Here is a 16928-nt window from a genome sequence, read left to right as displayed (position 1 = left end):
GGGCTCCGCGCGCCCGGCCACAGGGCGGACACGGGGCGTGCCCCGGCGCCCTGACCGGCCGACGTTTGACGCGCGGCGTCAATTGGGTGGCGCCCCGGGATTCGGGCTTCGTAATGTTCGGACTGCTATCGGGCCGCTTACAGGGCCCACGTCCGTTCCGCGTGTCCCCCGGGGGGAAGCCGTATGTCTGTCGCCGGTCTCAGGAAGGCGGCACACGAGACGCTCGCCGGGCTCCCCAGGGAGTTCTGGTGGCTGTGGACCAGCACGCTGGTCAACCGCCTCGGGGCGTTCGTCGCCACGTTCATGGCGCTCTACCTGACCCTGGACCGGGGGTACTCGGCCTCGTACGCGGGTCTGGTCGCCGCCCTCCACGGCCTCGGCGGGGTCGTGTCCTCGCTGGGGGCAGGGGTGATGACGGACCGCCTCGGACGCCGGCCCACGATGCTGATCGCGCAGCTCTCGACCGCCGTCTCCGTCGCCGTGCTCGGCTTCATGGTCCATCCGGTCGCGATCGCAGGCGTGGCGTTCGTCGTGGGCATGGCCAGCAACGCCTCGCGCCCGGCGGTGCAGGCGATGATGGCCGACATCGTGCGGCCCGAGGACCGGGTGCGGGCCTTCTCGCTCAACTACTGGGCGATCAACCTGGGTTTCGCCGTCTCGTCCGCCGGGGCCGGTTTCATCGCCGAGTACAGCTACCTGGCCGGCTTCATGGGCGAGGCGGCCATGACGCTGGTCTGCGCGGTCGTCGTCTTCCTGAAGGTCCCCGAGTCCCGGCCCGAGGAGAGGCCCCGCGTCGCCGGGGCCCGCGAGCCGGACGACGTGCGGATGGGCACCGTCCTGCGCGACGGACGCTTCATGGGCGTGGTCGGACTGTCGTTCCTCGTCGCGCTGATCTTCCAGCAGGGGTACGTGGGGCTGCCGGTGGCCATGGGCACGGACGGGCTCTCCAGCTCCGACTTCGGCACGGCCATCGCCGTCAACGGTGTGTTGATCGTCGCCCTGCAGATCCCGGTGACGCGGTTCATCCAGCACCGAGATCCCCGGCGGCTGCTGATCCTCTCGTCCCTGCTCGCGGGGTACGGTTTCGGGCTCACCGCGTTCGCGGGCTCGGTCGGGGTGTACGCGCTGACCGTGTGCGTCTGGACCCTCGCGGAGATCGTGAACGCCCCGACGCAGACGGGCATCGTCGTCCAGCTGTCCCCGGCGCACGGCCGGGGCCGCTACCAGGGCATGTACACCATGTCCTGGTCGGTGGCGGCGCTCGTCGCCCCGCTGATGTCCGGCTTCGTCATCGACCACTACGGCGCCGGCTGGCTCTGGGGGGCCTGCGCGGTGATCGGCACGTTCGCGGCACTCGGCTACTGGCTGCTGATGCGCAGCCTGGAGACGGATGTGGATACGGAGACGGGTCCGAAAACGGAGACGGAGCCGGAACTGCGGACGGAGCTGCAGCCCCGGACCGAGGGCGGGGGCCCGGTGGTCGAACCCGTCGTCTCCGGAGCCGGAGCCGTGGCAGCAGCCGTCACCGCAGCCGCGCCCGTCGACGAGCCGAAGGCCGTCGGGGCCACCGACGCCGGACCCGCGGTCTCACGGACGGCATCGGGCGCGTGACACGGGCGCGGTGGTGCCCCGCGGCGGACACACGTCCGCCGCGGGGCACCACCGCGCCGTCGGCCGGCTCGGGTCAGCCGGAGCAGCCACCGCACTGGCACGGAGCGCCGGACTGGCAGCCGCACCCGCAGCCCGAGCCGCAACCACAGGCGCCGAGCACGGTCAGACGCACCACTTCGGTCGGGGGCTCCTGCTGGTGTTCGGTCATGGGGGAATCGGCCATGGTCCCTCCTCAGGGATGACGACTCGACGGCGTACGGCGTATGCGTACGACGGGGGCGTACGGCATCGCGTGCCGCCCCCGCCCCCATTGCATGCCCAACCGGGGCGGCGCATCAACGGCGCACGCGCGCCGGGACAGACGTGCGACCCCCGCCCTGCCTACGCCCCTACGCTCCCTCCACCGGCGCCGCCGCAGCCTGGAGCTCGTCCGCGTGCTCGCCCGTCACCAGGTAGACGACACGCTTGGCCACCGACACGGCGTGGTCGGCGAAGCGCTCGTAGTAGCGGCCGAGCAGCGTCACGTCGACGGCCGTCTCGATGCCGTGCTTCCAGCGGTCGTCCATCAGGTGCTGGAACAGCGTGCGGTGCAGCAGGTCCATCTCGTCGTCGTCCTGCTCCAGCTGCATGGCCAGGTCGACGTCCTTGGTGATGATGACCTCGGCGGCCTTCGCCATGAGCCGCTGCGCGAGCTGGCCCATCTCCAGGATGGTGGCGTGCAGGTCGTGGGGCACCGCGAACTCCGGGAAGCGCAGCCGCGCCAGCTTGGCGACGTGCTGCGCGAGGTCGCCCGAGCGCTCCAGGTCGGCGCTCATGCGCAGGGAGGTCACGACGATGCGCAGGTCGGTGGCGACCGGCTGCTGGCGGGCGAGCAGCGCGATGGCCCGCGCCTCCAGGTCGTGCTGCAGGTCGTCGACCTTCTGGTCCGCGGCGATCACAGTCTCGGCGAGCTTGAGATCGGCGTCGAGCATCGACGTCGTCGCCCGGCCGATCGCCGAGCCGACGAGCCGGGCCATTTCGACCAGGCCCTCGCCGATCGAATCGAGTTCCTCGTGATAAGCGTCGCGCATGGAAGTCCCTCTCCAGATCCTTACTGAGGCCGGGGTCTTCGGGCCGACCCCCACGCTCCCACGGTGCGGGCCCAACGCGTCCGGATCCGGCCCCCTAAATGAACCACCTCCATCCCCTCGGTGAACTCTGGGCGACGAGTGTTCGAGATGGCACCCGGATGGCTGGGAGAGTGTCGGCGAGCCCGCATAACCTTTAAGCATGGACGTGAACGCGGCGGTCGCCGCAGCTGCTGCGATAGCCGGTGTGCTCACCGGCGTGATCGCCATGCTGGCGTTCCGCTGGAGCGAGCGTGAGCAGAGGCGCCCCACGCGGACGTCCCTGCGGCCCGACAGCAACGCCCCGCTCCCCCCGGGGGTGGACACGGTTCTGTCGGTGCTCAGCTCGTCCGCCGTGGTGCTCGACGAGAGCGACAGCGTCGTCAAGGCCAGCTCCGCCGCGTATGCGCTAGGCCTGGTCAGGGGAGGCCGGCTGTCGGTCGAGCCGATGCTCAACATGGCCAGGGACGCCCGGCGCGACGGCGAGATACGCCAGGTCGAGCTGGACCTCCCCCGGCGGGGTACGGGACGGGGGGAGGCGCTCGCCGTCTCGGCCCGGGTCGCGCCGCTGGGTTCGCGGCTCGTGCTGCTGCTGGTCGAGGACCTCACGGAGGCCCGGCGCATCGAAGCAGTGCGGCGCGACTTCGTCGCCAACGTCAGCCATGAGCTCAAGACCCCCACCGGCGCCCTGTCGCTCCTCTCCGAGGCCGTGATGGACGCGTCCGACGACCCGGAGGCCGTGGAGCGGTTCGCCGGGCGCATGCAGATCGAGGCGACCCGGCTGACCAACCTCGTGCAGGAGCTCATCGACCTCTCCCGGGTGCAGAACGACGACCCGCTGGAGGACGCGGAGCCCGTGCGGGTGGAGGAGCTGGTCGCCGAGGCCATCGACCGGTGCCGGCAGCAGGCGGGGTCCAAACAGATCACCATGGCCTCGGGCGGCACCGCGGACCTGTTCGTCTGGGGAAACCGCGGCCAGCTCGCCGCCGCTCTCGGCAATCTCGTGGAGAATGCCGTCAACTACAGCCCCGCGCGCACCCGCGTCGGCATCGCAGCCCGGCGGATCGCCGCAGCGGGCGGGGATCTGATCGAGATAGCCGTCACCGACCAGGGCATCGGCATCTCCGAGAAGGACCGCGAGCGGGTGTTCGAGCGGTTCTACCGCGTCGACCCTGCCCGCTCACGGGCCACCGGTGGCACCGGCCTCGGCCTCGCCATCGTCAAACACGTGGCCGCCTCGCACGGCGGGGAGGTCACCGTCTGGAGCTCGGAAGGACAGGGCTCCACCTTCACTCTTCGACTGCCCGAGTCCGGCGTGGTACGCGGGCGCACCACCGGCGGACCGCTCGTCGTCAACGGCCACTCCGCTGACGACGACGGACCGTACGGCACCGACACTCTTGAACCATTCCCTGCCCCGGAGGCTCTTCCGTGACCCGAGTGCTTGTCGTCGAGGATGAGGAATCCTTCAGCGACGCCCTGTCCTACATGCTCCGCAAGGAGGGCTTCGAGGTGGCCATCGCGGCCACCGGCCCGGACGGCCTCGACGAATTCGAGCGCAACGGCGCCGACCTCGTCCTGCTGGACCTGATGCTTCCCGGCCTGCCCGGCACGGAGGTCTGCAGGCAGCTGCGGGTGCGGTCCAATGTGCCGGTGATCATGGTGACCGCCAAGGACAGCGAGATCGACAAGGTCGTCGGCCTGGAGATAGGAGCCGACGACTACGTGACCAAGCCCTTCTCCTCGCGCGAGCTGGTGGCCCGCATCCGCGCGGTCCTGCGCCGGCGCGGCGAGCCGGAGGAGGTCACCCCGGCCGCGCTGGAGGCCGGTCCGGTCCGGATGGACGTCGACCGCCACGTGGTGACGGTGTCCGGGGGCAAGGTCGATCTGCCGCTGAAGGAGTTCGACCTCCTGGAGATGCTGCTGCGCAACGCCGGCCGCGTCCTGACGCGCATGCAGCTGATCGACCGGGTCTGGGGCGCGGACTACGTGGGCGACACGAAGACGCTGGACGTCCACGTCAAGCGTCTGCGCGCCAAGATCGAGCCGGACCCGGGGGCGCCCCGCTACCTGGTGACGGTGCGGGGGCTGGGCTACAAGTTCGAGCCGTAAACCGGTGTCGTACTGCCGTGCGCAGGGCGCCGTCCCCGGGTGGGGGCGGCGCCCTGCGCACGTCCGGGTCAGTGTGCCGCGGAGTCCTCGTCCGTCTGCGTGTCCGAGCCGCTCTCCACGTCCGACGGCGTGTCGGACTGCCGGCCCGCCGACTCGCTCGGGTTCGCGCCCGGCGTCTCGGAGGCTCCCTTCGAGGGCGTGGGCTTCGGCGACGGCAGCGTGCTCGGGCCGAAGCCCTCGAAGAAGCCGCTCGCAGGGACGATCAGGGCGCCGAGCCCGACGTCGCCCGTCTCGCTGAAGGTGAAGACGACGCTCTGCACGTTGCCGTCGCTTCCGGCCTGGCGGCCGTTCCCGATGACCGCGGAGGCGTTGCCCTTGCCCCCGAGGATGACCCTGCCGCCGGCCGGGACCTTGATCGGTCCCTTGCCCTCGGCGGCGTGCAGTTCCACCGTGGCGTTCGTGCCCGGAAGCTTGACGGCCTCCAGGACCTCGGCCTTCGGGCCCTCGTTGAAGAGCGTGGCGTTGACGACGGCCGGGCCCTCGGTCTCGTGCCCGGGCTGCGTGATGATGTTCGCGTTCTGGATCTTGATGTTGTCGACAGCGGTGGCTGCGTTGTCCGGCCGGACCTGAAGCGTCTGCGCGTCGTTGCCCGCACTGCACGCGGACAGCGAGGCGATCGAGAACACGAGGGCAGTGGCGGCGAGGGCGCCGTGTCGAAGGCTGCGGCTCACGGCGGCGGCAACTCCTTGAACGTTCGGACTGCGGACTTCGGACTCTTGCGGACGGGAAGGCCGAGCGGCGTGAAGCCGCCCTAAGGGTGTGTCAGCGGCCTCAGGTTACCGAGCCACCGTCCCGGCTCCGCACCCGACCCGCCCCTACGGCCCCCGGACCTGACAGCCGGTCCGGTGGCGGTGATTGCGGCCGCGTTCCATAACGCACGGTGTTCGCCGTGCGTAACGCACGTGTTCGCCGCGTGATCGGTGCGTGATCGATTTCCGGCGGTGGCGCATTCCCTGCGCATAATCCACCCCGTGACCGGTCGTTGATCAATTTCAATGACCATCGACCCTAAGGTCCGTACGGGTGATCGATGCTCGAACGGAGTAGGAAAAGTTCACCATGCGGAATCCGGCAAAACGGGACGTTTGGCTCCTTCTGAGTGACTTCCCGCATGTGTGACGCGCGCGTTTCGCGTCGGCCGCACGCCCGCTCCGACCTGCGAATATCGCCTTCCGGAAGGCGTCCGCAGCACGTTCCGGTCGGTGTTGTCAAGCCCTGAGATATGCCCTGACCTGCGAAAACGCCATTCAGGAGATGCTGTTCTCGTGTTACTCTGGATAGCCACGGAAGGGGTACCTGTCACATGACGTTCAAGGTTGGCGACACCGTGGTCTATCCCCATCACGGGGCCGCGCTGATCGAGGCTATCGAAACTCGCCAGATCAAAGGCGTGGACAAGACCTACTTGGTGCTCAAGGTCGCCCAGGGCGACTTGACGGTTCGTGTGCCGGCGGACAATGCGGAGTTCGTCGGTGTGCGTGACGTAGTCGGACAGGAGGGCCTGGACCGGGTCTTCGAGGTGCTGCGCGCACCGTACGCCGAAGAGCCGACGAACTGGTCCCGGCGCTACAAGGCAAATCTCGAGAAGCTCGCCTCCGGCGATGTCATCAAGGTCGCCGAAGTGGTCCGCGACCTGTGGCGTCGTGAGCGCGAGCGTGGACTGTCCGCGGGCGAGAAGCGCATGCTCGCCAAGGCCCGTCAGATTCTGGTGAGTGAACTCGCCCTCGCGGAGAACACGAACGAGGACAAGGCTGAGGCGCTGCTCGACGAGGTCCTCGCCTCCTGAGCCGGGTCTGCCGGCTCCTGCCGGGGCCGGGAATCCGGTTGTAGAAATATGCCGCGGTGCCCGCTGACCAGCCGTTCTCACGGCGAGTCGTCGGGCGCTGCGGCATGTTCGGATCCCGAGGGGCGCCCGCCCGGTGCTGTCCCCGGCCGGTCGACCGTTCCGTTACACGTCGGACCGCTCCGGTCCCGACCGGCGATCCATGGTCGAATCCGATGACCGTCGAAACCGATGATCTGACGTCCCGGCCGGCACTTGCCCGACCGGACGCCGCAGCGACCGAAACCGTCCCGCCCGAGAGCCCTGACGACCGAGCCGCCGCTGCCGCTCGTCCGACCAGGGGTCACGGAAGGGTCCCGGTCAGGTCGAGGCGTCGCGTCCGGCTCGCTGGGGCCCCTACCCATGTCGGCCGTGGAAACAAACCTGCCGAAGCTTCGGAGTGCAACCGATGTCACCGATGTCCCCGACGCCCGCCGATCCACGTCCTTCCCGGACCGCTGCGGTGATCCCCGCAGCCGGCCGGGGCGTCCGGCTGGGGCCGGGAGCCCCCAAGGCGCTGCGCACCCTCGGCGGGACCCCGATGCTGATCCACGCCGTCCGCGCCATGGCCGCCTCGCGTGCCGTCGCACTCGTCGTCGTGGTCGCACCCCCCGGCGGCGCCTCCGAGGTGAAGAACCTCATCGACGAGCACGCCCTGCCCGAGCGCACCGACTATCTCGTGGTGCCCGGTGGTGCGACACGCCAGGAGTCGGTCAAGCTCGGCATCGACGCCTTGCCGCCGGACATCTCCGTCGTACTCGTCCATGACGCGGCCCGGCCCCTGGTGCCCGTCGACACGGTGGACGCGGTCATCGAAGCCGTACGCGACGGAGCGCCCGCCGTCGTCCCCGCGCTCCCGCTGGCCGACACCGTCAAGGAGGTCGAACCCGGCACGCCGGGCGACCCCGAGCCGGTCCTGTCGACACCGGTACGGGCCCGGCTGCGCGCCGTGCAGACGCCCCAGGGGTTCGACCGCGACACACTCGTCCGCGCCCACGGGGCCGTCGCGGTCGACGGCGAAGGCGCGACGGACGACGCGGGCATGGTCGAACGTCTCGGCTCGCCGGTCGTCGTCGTGCCCGGGCACGAGGAGGCGTTCAAGGTGACCCGGCCGCTGGACCTGGTCCTGGCCGAGGCCGTTCTCGCACGCCGGAGGGCGAACGATGGGTTCTGAGACCGTGGACCAGCGGGCACCCGTGATCCCCCTCGTCGGTATCGGGACCGACATCCACGCCTTCGAGGAGGGCCGGGAACTCTGGTGCGCGGGGTTGCTGTGGGAGGGCGAGGGCCCCGGCCTGGCCGGCCACTCCGACGCCGACGTCGTGGCGCACGCCGCGTGCAACGCCCTGTTCTCGGCCGCCGGGCTCGGCGACCTGGGGCAGCACTTCGGTACCGGCCGCCCCGAGTGGTCGGGCGCCTCCGGCGTCACCCTGCTCACCGAGGCGGCGCGGATCGTGCGGGGGGAGGGCTTCGAGGTGGGCAACGTCGCCGTGCAGGTCGTCGGTCTGCGACCCAAGATCGGCAGGCGGCGCGACGAGGCGCAGAAGGTGCTGTCCGACGCGGTCGGCGCTCCCGTCTCGCTCTCCGCCGCCACCTCCGACGGCCTCGGCTTCACCGGCCGCGGTGAGGGCATCGCGGGCATCGCGACCGCCCTGGTGTACCGCGTCGCCGGCTGACGGCGGGACCGGCCCACGGGTGACCGCGAGCCGGTCCGGCAGGCGCGGGCGCGCCTGCCACGGACATCCGTCGCGCCTGCCACGGACATCCGTCGCGCCTGCCACGGACATCCGTCGCGCCTGCTCCGGACGTCCGTCGCCCCCCCGGCCCCTTGTTGCACATCGTTCGCACGTACGCTGTTGTGGCAGGTACGTGCATGTGCCGCAAGGCCGAGAGCGAGGGTGAGCTTCAGTGGTGAGCGCGACCGCCGGGACGACGGTGGCGCCGGATGCGCGGGAGGGCGTGGGCGGGTACGTCCTGCGGACCGCGACGGCGCAGGATCTCGGCGGCGCGCGGGCCGTCATGCTGGACACCGTCTACGGCGACCTCGGGTCGGGCTACGTACCGCACTGGCACGCCGACGTCATCGATCCGGAGAGCGCCTATCTGCGCCCCGCGCGGTGCACGCTGCTGGTCGTCCTGCACGGCGACGAGATCGTGGCGACCGGTGCCGTGCGCGACCGGGGCCCCCAGGCGCCGCCCAATCCGCAGTGGATCGCCGACCGCTTCCCCTCCGGATCCACCGCCCAGCTGTGCCGGATCTACGTGCGCCCCGAGCACCGCAGGCGCGGGCTGGCGCGCCGGCTGGTGAGGGAGCTCGGCGCCTTCGCGGCGCGGGCGGGTGGTTACACCTCGCTGTACCTGCACACCGATCCCGCCGTACCGGGGGCCGAGTCGTTCTGGCGGTCACTGGCCCAGGAGGTGTGCGACGAGCGTGCGCTGCCGGGCGGTGGTCAGGGAATCGTCCACTTCGAGTTGCCGATGCCGGAGGCCCGGCAGGCCGGCACCCCCGTCGGAAGATGATAATCGTTTTCATATAAGCTTCTCTTCATGTCTACGACCCGAAGCCGTCGCTCCCCGCTGCCGGCCGTCGCCGCCACCGCCGCTCTTCTCCTCCCGCTGGCAGCCTGCTCCTCCTCGGGTGACGCCGCGGCATCCGGTGACGCGCAGCGGCTCCGGGTCGTCATGGCCTTCCCGCCCGCCCAGGCCATGTCCCCCTACGGCGACGACGCGGTCACCCTCAGCCGCCTCGCCGTCGTCGAAGGCCTCACCACCCTGGACGGCAACGGCGCCGCTCGGCCCGCCCTCGCCGCGTCCTGGAGCCGGACCGATGCCACCACCTGGACGTTCACGCTCCGCGACGCCGTCTTCCAGGACGGTGAGACCGTCGACGCCGATGCCGTCGTCCGTTCCCTCACCGCAGCGGGCAAGGCGTCCCCGCCGCCGCGCGTCCTGTCCGACTCGAAGCTGACCGCGACCGCCACGGACGCGCGCACCGTACGCATCGTCACCGCGGACGCCGACCCGCTCCTGCCCCAGCGGCTCGCCAACCCCTCCCTCGCGATCCTGTCCGCGGGCGCGTACGGGAACGGCAGGGCGAATCCCGTGGGACACGCCACCGGGCCCTTCACCATGACCGGTCTCGACGGCACGGCCGGTGCCACGCTGGAACGCAACCCCGCCTACTGGGGCGGCGAGGCGAAGGCCCCGGGCGTCGACGTGACGTTCGTCGCGGACGGGACCGCCCGGGCCAACGCCCTGCGGACGAAGGCCGTCGACATCGCCGAATACGTACCGATCGCCCAGGCGCCCCTGCTCGGCGACGCGTACGTCCACGAGTTCCCCTCCGCCCGGACCAACGGCCTCTCCCTCAACACCCGTCGCGGTGTCTTCTCCGATCCGGCCATGCGCGCCGCCGCCCGCGAGGCCGTCGACCCCAAGGCGCTGGTCGACGGCGTGTACGAGGGCCGGGCCGACACCGCGCAGGGCCTCCTCGGCCCCGGTGTCCCCTGGGCCGCGGCCGCCCGCACGGTACCCACGGGCCGGGCCGTGGCCGCCGGCCGCGAGGAGGTGGCCGGGACGAAGGAGATCTCCCTCGCGACCTACACCAACCGGCCCGAACTGCCCGAGGTGGCCACGATCGTCCAACAGCAGCTCCGCGCACGCGGCTTCACCGTCAAGCAGGTCGTCCGCGACTACGCGCAGCTGGAGGCGGACGCGCTCGCCGGGAAGTACGACGCCTTCGTCCAGGCCCGCAACACCCTCCTGGACACGGCCGACCCGATCTCCTACCTCGCCTCCGACTTCACGTGCGACGGCAGCTTCAACATCTCCCAGCTCTGCGACGAGCGCGTCGACGCGGCGGTGGACGAGGCCGCCTCCCGCGCCGCCACCGACGACCGCCACCGCGCCGAGATGGCCGTCGAGGCCGCCGTCCTCGGCTCCGACGCCCTCGTCCCGCTCGTCCACGAGCGCTTCGTCCAGGGTTACGACGAGGCACGCGTCGAGGGGGTCGCGCTCGACCCCATGGAACGCACCCTCATCACCGCCGACACCCGCGTCGGGTGATCCGTGAGGTACCTGGCCGGCCGGCTCGGCACACTCCTGGCCGTCCTCGCCGTCGTCGGCCTGCTGCCCCGGCTGACCCGTACGGACCCCGCCCTGACGATCCTGCACGCCCGTTACGCGGACCGTCCGCCGACGCCCGCCGTGCTCGACGCGATCCGCGCCGGGACCGGACTCGACGGCGGACCGCTGCAGGTGCTGGGCGGCTGGGCCGCCGGGCTGTTCCGGGGTGATCTGGGGGAGTCCTGGGTTTCCGGCAGTCCCGTCGGCCCTGACGTGACGTCCGCACTCGGCGTCTCCCTCTCCCTCATGGCCTGCTCGCTCGGCGTCGCTCTGATCCTCGCGCTCGCCCTCGCCGCCCCCTCCCTCCGGCGGGGTGCGCGCCGCAGGCAGACCAGCACCCGGGCCGGAGCCGGCGCCGCCGTCCTCGCCGCCCTGCCGGAATTCCTCCTCGCCGCCGTCCTGGCCACCCTCCTCGCCGTACGGCTGGGCTGGCTGCCGGCCCTGGGGTGGGGGAGCGCCGAGCAGGCCGTCCTGCCCGCCCTCGCGATGGGTGTCCCGGCCGGCGCCCTGCTCGGGCGGCTGCTCGCCGACGCGCTGCCCGCCGCCTTCGCCGAACCCTGGGCCGCCACCGCCACCGCCGGCGGCATACCGCCGCGCCGCATCGCGGCCCACGCCCTGCGCCGCACCGCCCCCGCCCTGCTGCCGCAGCTCGGCCTGGTCGTCGTCGGGCTAACCGGGGGCGCGGTCGCCGTCGAGACGCTGTACGCCGTCCCGGGGCTCGGCTCCACGGCGCTGTCCGCCGCCCTCGCCCAGGACCTGCCCGTCCTCCAGGCCTGCGTCCTGCTGCTCCTTCTGCTGGGGTCCGCCGCGGGGCTCGCGGCCCGGCTCGGCTCCCGCGTCCTGCTCGGCCCCGCCCGTACGGCCCGTGCGCTGCCCGCGCTCAGCGCCCCGCCGCTGCCCGTGCGCCGCACGGTCACCGTCGCCGCCGTGGCCCTCGCCGCGCTCCTGGCCGCGGTCACCGTCGCGGGCCTGCTGCGCGACCCGCTGACCGTCGATGCCGCCGCCCGCCTCGCCTCCCCCTCGGCCGCCCACCCCTTGGGCACCGACTCGCTGGGCCGCGACGTCCTCGCCCGGCTCGGCCACGGCGCCGCCCGGACCGTCCTCGTCGCGGTCGTCGTCAGCGCCGTCACCCTGCTCCTGGGCCTGGCCGTCGGAGCCCTGCGCGCCGGGGCCCTGACCGAGACGGCCAACGCCCTGCCGGCCGTCCTGGCCGGACTCGTCGTCGCCGGCGTCGTCGGCCCGGACCCCTGGGGCGCCGCGGCGGCCGTCGCCGCCGTCGCCTGGGCCCCTCTCGCCGCCCACACGTCGGCGCTGTACGCGCAGGAGAAGGGCGCTCCGCACATCGCCGTGGCCCTGGCCCTCGGAGCGGGCCGGGGCCACCTGATGCGCCGCCATCTGCTGCCGGGCGTCCTTCCGCCGGTCGTCCGCCACGCCGTCCTGCGGATTCCCGCCATCGCCCTGGCTCTCGCCTCGCTCGGCTTCCTCGGCCTGGGCGCCCAGCCTCCCGCCCCTGAGTGGGGACGGATGCTCTCCGAGAACCTCCCCTACGCCGAACGGGCCCCCTGGCCCGTCCTCGCCCCCGCCGCCGCACTCGCCGCCCTCGGCGCGCTCGCGGTGCTCGTATCGGCGGCCGTACGCGGGAGGAGGCGGGCATGACGGGCCGGTGGGGGAAGACCGGTACCGGGACGGGCACCCCGGACTCCGGGCCTGCACCCGGCTGCTGACACCGCCCAGGTGGGACGGCCCGGCGGGCTTCCGGGGGCCGCGCTCGTCCTCCTGCTCACACGGGCCGGACACCAGGTCGGGACCCGTGCCCGTCGGCCGGGGCGTGACCGGGCGGGCACGGGCGTGCGGGGTCAGGCTGCCGCGGTGGGGCGGGGCAGCCCGTCCAGGCCCGCGGGGCGGTGGCCGAGGCCGGATGGCGCGATCCAGTCGAAGGGCCGGTAGACCGCGGGTCCCAGCCCGAGGCCCTCGGTGATCTGCTCCCGCAGACGGTTGGAGGCGAACGCGCCGATCACGTTCATCTGCGCGTCCCGGTAGTGGCGTTCCACCTCATGGCCCCGGGTCACGCCGAACGCCCCGTGGATCTGGACGGCGCGCGCCACGACCTCGACCGCCATCTCGGTGGCGTACACCTTGAGCATGCCGATGAGCTGCCGGGCGGACCGGCCGGCCGCCCGCTCGGACGCCGCGCGGCGGGCGAGGACGCGCGCCGCGTCGATCTGCGCGCGGGAGTCGGCCAGCTGGGCCTGTACGCCCTCCATGTGGGCCAGCGGGCGGCCGGACGACACCCGCTCCTGGGCGTGGCGGACCGAGGCCGACAGCGCCGCCTCCGCGGTGGCTATGGCGGCGATCGCCACCAGGAGCCAGCCCCAGGTCATTCCCTCGGCGAGTTCGTCGAACGGCACGGGCACGACGTCCTCCTCGGCGACCTCCGCGTCGGAGAACACGATGCCTCCCCAGGGCATCCCCCTGAGGCCCATGTGGGGCGTCTCGTAGCGGTGGATGCCGGGCCGGCGCAGATCGACGAAGGCCAGGCACCAGTCGGGTCCCGGGTCGCCCGCCGGCTTCTCCCGCCGGGCGAGTGCCACGGCCAGGTCGGCCGTGGGCGCGTTGGTGATGCGGGACTTCTCTCCCCGGATCACGAAGCCTCCGCCGGGCTTCCCGCCCGGGCGCACCGTGGTGCGGTAGGTGCCCGCGTCGCTGCCCGAGGTGGGCTCGACGATGGCGAAGCACGCCGTCCGTTCGCCGGAGAGCAGCGCGCGCAGGAGTGCCCCGTGGTGGCGGAGGTCGCCGTAGGTGGAGATGAGCTTGCCGCAGAGCAGCGCGGACACGGTCGCCGACCAGTAGGTCCCCGAGCAGGCGCGGGCCAGCGCCTCCATGGCGTCCGCCTGGGCCGGCCCGTCCGCGCCTGTGCCGCCGGCCTCCGGCGGGTGGAAGAGGCGCAGATAGCCGCTGTCGACGATGTCGGTCCAGTTCTGCGGCGGGATGAGGCCCGTGCTGTCCGTCTCTCCGGCCCGGGCGGCGATCCCCGGGAAGTGCAACGAGGTCCGTGTGCCGTGCGGTGAGGTACGCATGTCAGTGATCACTCCTCATCCCTGGCCGAGTCCGAGCAGATGGGCGGCGACGACGGGTTGCAGGACCTCCGGGCCGCCTCCGGTCCGGGAGAAGAACAGGACGTCGCGGTGGGCCCGTTCGATCAGGCGGTCACCGCCGGCCGCGAGAGGGCCGGCCAGCCGCGCCGCGGTCCCGGCGGCGTCCCGTGCGGCCGCCGTGACGAAGAGGCGGGCGGCGGCGGCGTCCGGGAGGGAGGGCCGGCCGCCGGAGTCGAACCCCGCGGCGGCCCGGCGCAGCAGGCCTTCGGCGAGTTCGGACCGTGTCGCGAGGTCGGCCAGGGCGAAGCGGGAGGTCTGGGAGTGCGTCAACGGGCTGCCGAAGACGTCGCGTTCCCGGGCCGCCCGGATGGCGTCCCTGGTCAGTGCGCGCATGATGCCGAGCCAGGGGGCGCCCGAGAACACCCAGTCCAGGGCCGCCAGCAGGGGTTCCACCTCGGCCGCCGCGCCACCGGGCGTCCCGAGGACCGCGTCGGCCGGCACCTGGCAGTCGTCCAGGACCAGCCGGCTCCAGGCGCAGGTGCGCATGGCCGTGGGGCGCTCCTCGCGGAGCAGTAGTCCCGGGGTGTCCCGGTCCACGACGAAGGCCGTCCGGCTGCCGTCCTCGTGGGTGGCGACGACGAGGAAGTGGTGGGCCCGGGGACCGCCCGCGACGAGGTCCAGTCCGCCCGTCAGCACCCAGTCCGCCCGGCCGGGCCCGCCGGGCCGCGCGCGGAGCGTCGGCGGCTGCGCGGCACCCTGTGTCTGGTTCAGGGACAGGGCGCCGGGCCACTCTCCGGACGCCATCCGGGGCAGGTACCGGTCGCGCTGCTCCGGGGTGCCGAAGGCCCGCAACGGCACGGTGGCCAGGACCGCGTGCGCCACGACCGCGAGCGTCAGGCCCGGATCCCGGGACCCCTCGGCGCACCCCTCCAGGAGGGCGAAGGTCTCGCTCGCGGAGAGCCCGTCACCGCCCAGTTCCGTGGGTATGAGCGGTCCGGTGAGGCCGGGGCCCCGTGGTGCGCGCGTCAGTTGGGTGAACAGCCCCTCGTCCCATCGCCGGCCGGCGTCGCGCTCGGCGGTGGTCGGCCGGGCGACACGGTCGGCGAGCTCGAGGGCCCGGTCGGCCGGCGACAGCCCTGAGGCCACGTCCTCCAGATCGGGGACGGGTGGGGTCGGTGAAAGCAGCATCGGATTTCCTCTTTCCGGGTTTTTCTCAGCTGTCGGAACTCCATGGGAAAGAAACGGTGCGGTCGTGCGCCGGTGGTCAGGTGGAAACGCGTCACGTGGTGCGTCGCCGGCATGAACCGTAGGCACGAATGTCGAACCCCTGGACGAGTGCGGGGGATTCTTTTCACGATGCGGGCGGAGTGCTTTCCTACGTCAGGGCACGTGACATGCCCTGACAGTGCCTGACCGTACTCTGACGTGGATTCTGTTGCCCCGCGGCGCTCTGGCCAGCAGCATATTCGGCAGTGCTCCACACCGATCTGCCCGAACAGGTCCTTCCTCCGTCCGGAATTCCGATAGGGAGTTTTCCGGATCACCCGGAGGCCCGTAATGGCAGGCGGTCATCCATGCTCCGTAAACCGAGGGGAACGTAATGGAATCAGAGGAAGCGGGAGCGGTCGGTTCGCCGGCCCTGCCCCGCATATCCGACGCCACCCTGCGGGACTCCGCGCACATGGCGGGCGTCGAGTTCCGTCCCGAGGACGCGGCGGCGATCGCGACCCTGCTCGTGCGGACCGGTGTCGAGCTGGTCGAGGTCGGCATGGTGTCCGGCCCCGGGTCCAAGGACGCCGATCTGGTGCTCGCCACCCACGAGGCCGTCGGCCCGCAGCGCAGCATGACACTCGTCGTCGTACGGGACCGGCAGCAGGTCGCCCTGGCTCTCGACGAGGCCGAGCGGCTGGGCGTGCACCACATCATGTACTCCATCCCCACCTCCGAGCAGCACGCGATGCTGAAGATCGGGTCCCCCAGCCTCAAGCTGCTCCAGGCGCTCGTCCGCTCGGCGGTCACGCAGGCGAAGGAGCGCGGCTTCCACGTCACCTTCAGCGGGGAGGACGGCGCCCGCACCCCCAGGGAGCGCCTGGTCCCGTACGTGACGGCGGGCTTCGAGGCGGGTGCCGACCGCTTCCGCCTGGCGGAGACCGTCGCGTGCCTCTCGCCCTGGCAGATGGAGTCCGTGATCGCGGACCTCACGGCAGTCGAGGGCTCCGAGATCGAGATCCATTCCCACAACATGCTGGGCATGGCCGTGGCCAACTCCCTGGCCGCCGTGCGCGCCGGCGCCCGGTGGATCTCGGCGACCGTCGGCGGCATCGGTGAGCGGGGCGGCAACGCGCCACTGGCCGAGCTGCTCACCTCGCTTCGGGTGATCCACGGTGACACCCGGTTCGACCTGACCCACCTGACCGAACTGTCGCGGCGCGCACTGCGTGGAGCCGGCCTCGGTGAGGCCTTCCAGCCGGGCCCGACCACGCCGCACTCCTTCGCCTACGAGCTGCCGGGCCAGCTCACCAGTCCGGAGGCCTACGAGACGCTGCCGGCCGAACTGGTCGGCAACACCCGGGAGATGCGTGTGCGCACCCGGCTGACCGGGGCGCTCGTGGAGTGGGCGCTCGCCGACTCGGGTGTCCGGGTCGACGTGGACGCCTTCACCCCGTGGCTCATCGAGCGCCAGGAGCGCGCCGGCGGCCCGCTGCTGGACCGTGACGCGGTGCGCAAGGCCGCCGTCGATTTCCAGTCCCTCTGAGAATCCCGTTCCCCGCCGCCCTTCCCAGGGCCCCTTATCCAGTACTGGAGTTGATCATGACCACCGCAACCCTGAGCGGTTCCTGCCCCGAGTGCGAGACCGGTCTCGTCGTGCCGCCCATGGTCCCGGGCGAGACGCTCTCCTGCCCCGAATGCATGCTGACGCTGCGGGTCGAGGACGTGGCGGACGGCCGGCTGTCCCTGCAGATGGTCGCGGTGCAGCTGCGCGACTGGGGCCAGTGA

Annotated in this window: 16 protein-coding genes; 11 read left to right on the top strand and 5 right to left on the bottom strand. The window is 72.3% G+C overall.

Annotated elements, in window-relative coordinates; all coding sequences use genetic code 11:
- The first annotated feature begins 183 nt into the window (after positions 1 to 183).
- Complete coding sequence (locus QFZ58_RS16670) at positions 184 to 1611, top strand: MFS transporter (RefSeq protein ID WP_307125707.1); 1428 nt, start codon at positions 184 to 186, stop codon at positions 1609 to 1611.
- 73 nt (positions 1612 to 1684) lie between these two features.
- Here QFZ58_RS16670 and QFZ58_RS16665 read toward each other — a convergent pair whose 3' ends face one another.
- Together QFZ58_RS16665 and phoU are read right to left on the bottom strand one after the other, a co-directional pair.
- Positions 1685 to 1834 carry a hypothetical protein gene (locus tag QFZ58_RS16665; protein WP_307125706.1) on the bottom strand — a complete coding sequence of 50 codons (150 nt, stop codon included), beginning with the start codon at positions 1832 to 1834 and terminating at the stop codon, positions 1685 to 1687.
- 166 nt (positions 1835 to 2000) lie between these two features.
- Positions 2001 to 2681: a phosphate signaling complex protein PhoU gene (gene phoU / locus QFZ58_RS16660; protein ID WP_307125705.1), complete on the bottom strand. Its 681-nt coding sequence runs from the start codon at positions 2679 to 2681 to the stop codon at positions 2001 to 2003.
- Positions 2682 to 2880: 199 nt separating this feature from the next.
- Between phoU and QFZ58_RS16655 the strand changes: the two genes are divergently transcribed.
- Positions 2881 to 4152, top strand: a complete 1272-nt coding sequence (locus QFZ58_RS16655; RefSeq protein WP_307125704.1) for a cell wall metabolism sensor histidine kinase WalK — start codon at positions 2881 to 2883, stop codon at positions 4150 to 4152.
- Positions 4149 to 4829 (top strand): response regulator transcription factor, encoded by a 681-nt coding sequence (locus QFZ58_RS16650; protein WP_014047499.1) that lies wholly within the window; start codon positions 4149 to 4151, stop codon positions 4827 to 4829. The genes QFZ58_RS16655 and QFZ58_RS16650 overlap by 4 nt, the downstream gene beginning before the upstream one ends.
- 68 nt (positions 4830 to 4897) lie before the next feature.
- Here the strand turns inward: QFZ58_RS16650 and QFZ58_RS16645 are convergent, their stop codons facing one another.
- Positions 4898 to 5560, bottom strand: coding sequence for a DUF461 domain-containing protein (locus QFZ58_RS16645; RefSeq protein WP_307125703.1), 663 nt, complete (start codon positions 5558 to 5560; stop codon positions 4898 to 4900).
- Positions 5561 to 6192: 632 nt separating this feature from the next.
- Between QFZ58_RS16645 and QFZ58_RS16640 the strand changes: the two genes are divergently transcribed.
- The 6 genes from QFZ58_RS16640 (at position 6193) to QFZ58_RS16615 (ending at position 12492) form a co-directional block, all read left to right on the top strand.
- Complete coding sequence (locus tag QFZ58_RS16640; protein ID WP_006380568.1) at positions 6193 to 6675, top strand: CarD family transcriptional regulator; 483 nt, start codon at positions 6193 to 6195, stop codon at positions 6673 to 6675.
- 445 nt (positions 6676 to 7120) lie between these two features.
- A complete protein-coding gene (gene ispD, locus QFZ58_RS16635) occupies positions 7121 to 7885 on the top strand; it encodes a 2-C-methyl-D-erythritol 4-phosphate cytidylyltransferase (protein ID WP_307125702.1) in 765 nt (254 codons plus the stop codon).
- Positions 7875 to 8387 carry a 2-C-methyl-D-erythritol 2,4-cyclodiphosphate synthase gene (ispF, locus tag QFZ58_RS16630; RefSeq protein WP_307125701.1) on the top strand — a complete coding sequence of 171 codons (513 nt, stop codon included), beginning with the start codon at positions 7875 to 7877 and terminating at the stop codon, positions 8385 to 8387. Before ispD ends, ispF begins: the two co-directional genes overlap by 11 nt.
- Positions 8388 to 8619: 232 nt before the next feature.
- Entirely contained in the window at positions 8620 to 9231 is a 612-nt protein-coding gene (locus tag QFZ58_RS16625) for a GNAT family N-acetyltransferase (RefSeq protein WP_307125700.1), read from the top strand.
- A 27-nt stretch (positions 9232 to 9258) separates the two neighbouring features.
- A complete protein-coding gene (locus tag QFZ58_RS16620) occupies positions 9259 to 10776 on the top strand; it encodes an ABC transporter substrate-binding protein (protein ID WP_307125699.1) in 1518 nt (505 codons plus the stop codon).
- Positions 10777 to 10779: 3 nt separating this feature from the next.
- A complete protein-coding gene (locus QFZ58_RS16615) occupies positions 10780 to 12492 on the top strand; it encodes an ABC transporter permease subunit (protein WP_307125698.1) in 1713 nt (570 codons plus the stop codon).
- A gap of 200 nt (positions 12493 to 12692) precedes the next feature.
- Here the strand turns inward: QFZ58_RS16615 and QFZ58_RS16610 are convergent, their stop codons facing one another.
- Positions 12693 to 13913 carry an acyl-CoA dehydrogenase family protein gene (locus tag QFZ58_RS16610; protein WP_307125697.1) on the bottom strand — a complete coding sequence of 407 codons (1221 nt, stop codon included), beginning with the start codon at positions 13911 to 13913 and terminating at the stop codon, positions 12693 to 12695.
- A gap of 15 nt (positions 13914 to 13928) precedes the next feature.
- Positions 13929 to 15119, bottom strand: coding sequence for an acyl-CoA dehydrogenase family protein (locus QFZ58_RS16605; RefSeq protein WP_307125696.1), 1191 nt, complete (start codon positions 15117 to 15119; stop codon positions 13929 to 13931).
- Positions 15120 to 15531: 412 nt separating this feature from the next.
- On the opposite strand from QFZ58_RS16605, the gene QFZ58_RS16600 reads away from it, so the two are divergent.
- Both QFZ58_RS16600 and QFZ58_RS16595 read left to right on the top strand, forming a co-directional pair.
- Complete coding sequence (locus QFZ58_RS16600) at positions 15532 to 16686, top strand: isopropylmalate synthase (RefSeq protein ID WP_307125695.1); 1155 nt, start codon at positions 15532 to 15534, stop codon at positions 16684 to 16686.
- A gap of 56 nt (positions 16687 to 16742) precedes the next feature.
- Positions 16743 to 16928 carry a lysine biosynthesis protein LysW gene (locus QFZ58_RS16595; protein WP_307125694.1) on the top strand — a complete coding sequence of 62 codons (186 nt, stop codon included), beginning with the start codon at positions 16743 to 16745 and terminating at the stop codon, positions 16926 to 16928.

Source organism: Streptomyces sp. B1I3, assembly GCF_030816615.1.
In the GTDB taxonomy this organism is placed as follows: Bacteria; Actinomycetota; Actinomycetes; order Streptomycetales; family Streptomycetaceae; genus Streptomyces.
Note: the sequence above shows the minus strand (reverse complement) of the source record. Positions and strands in the feature narration are given on the sequence as shown.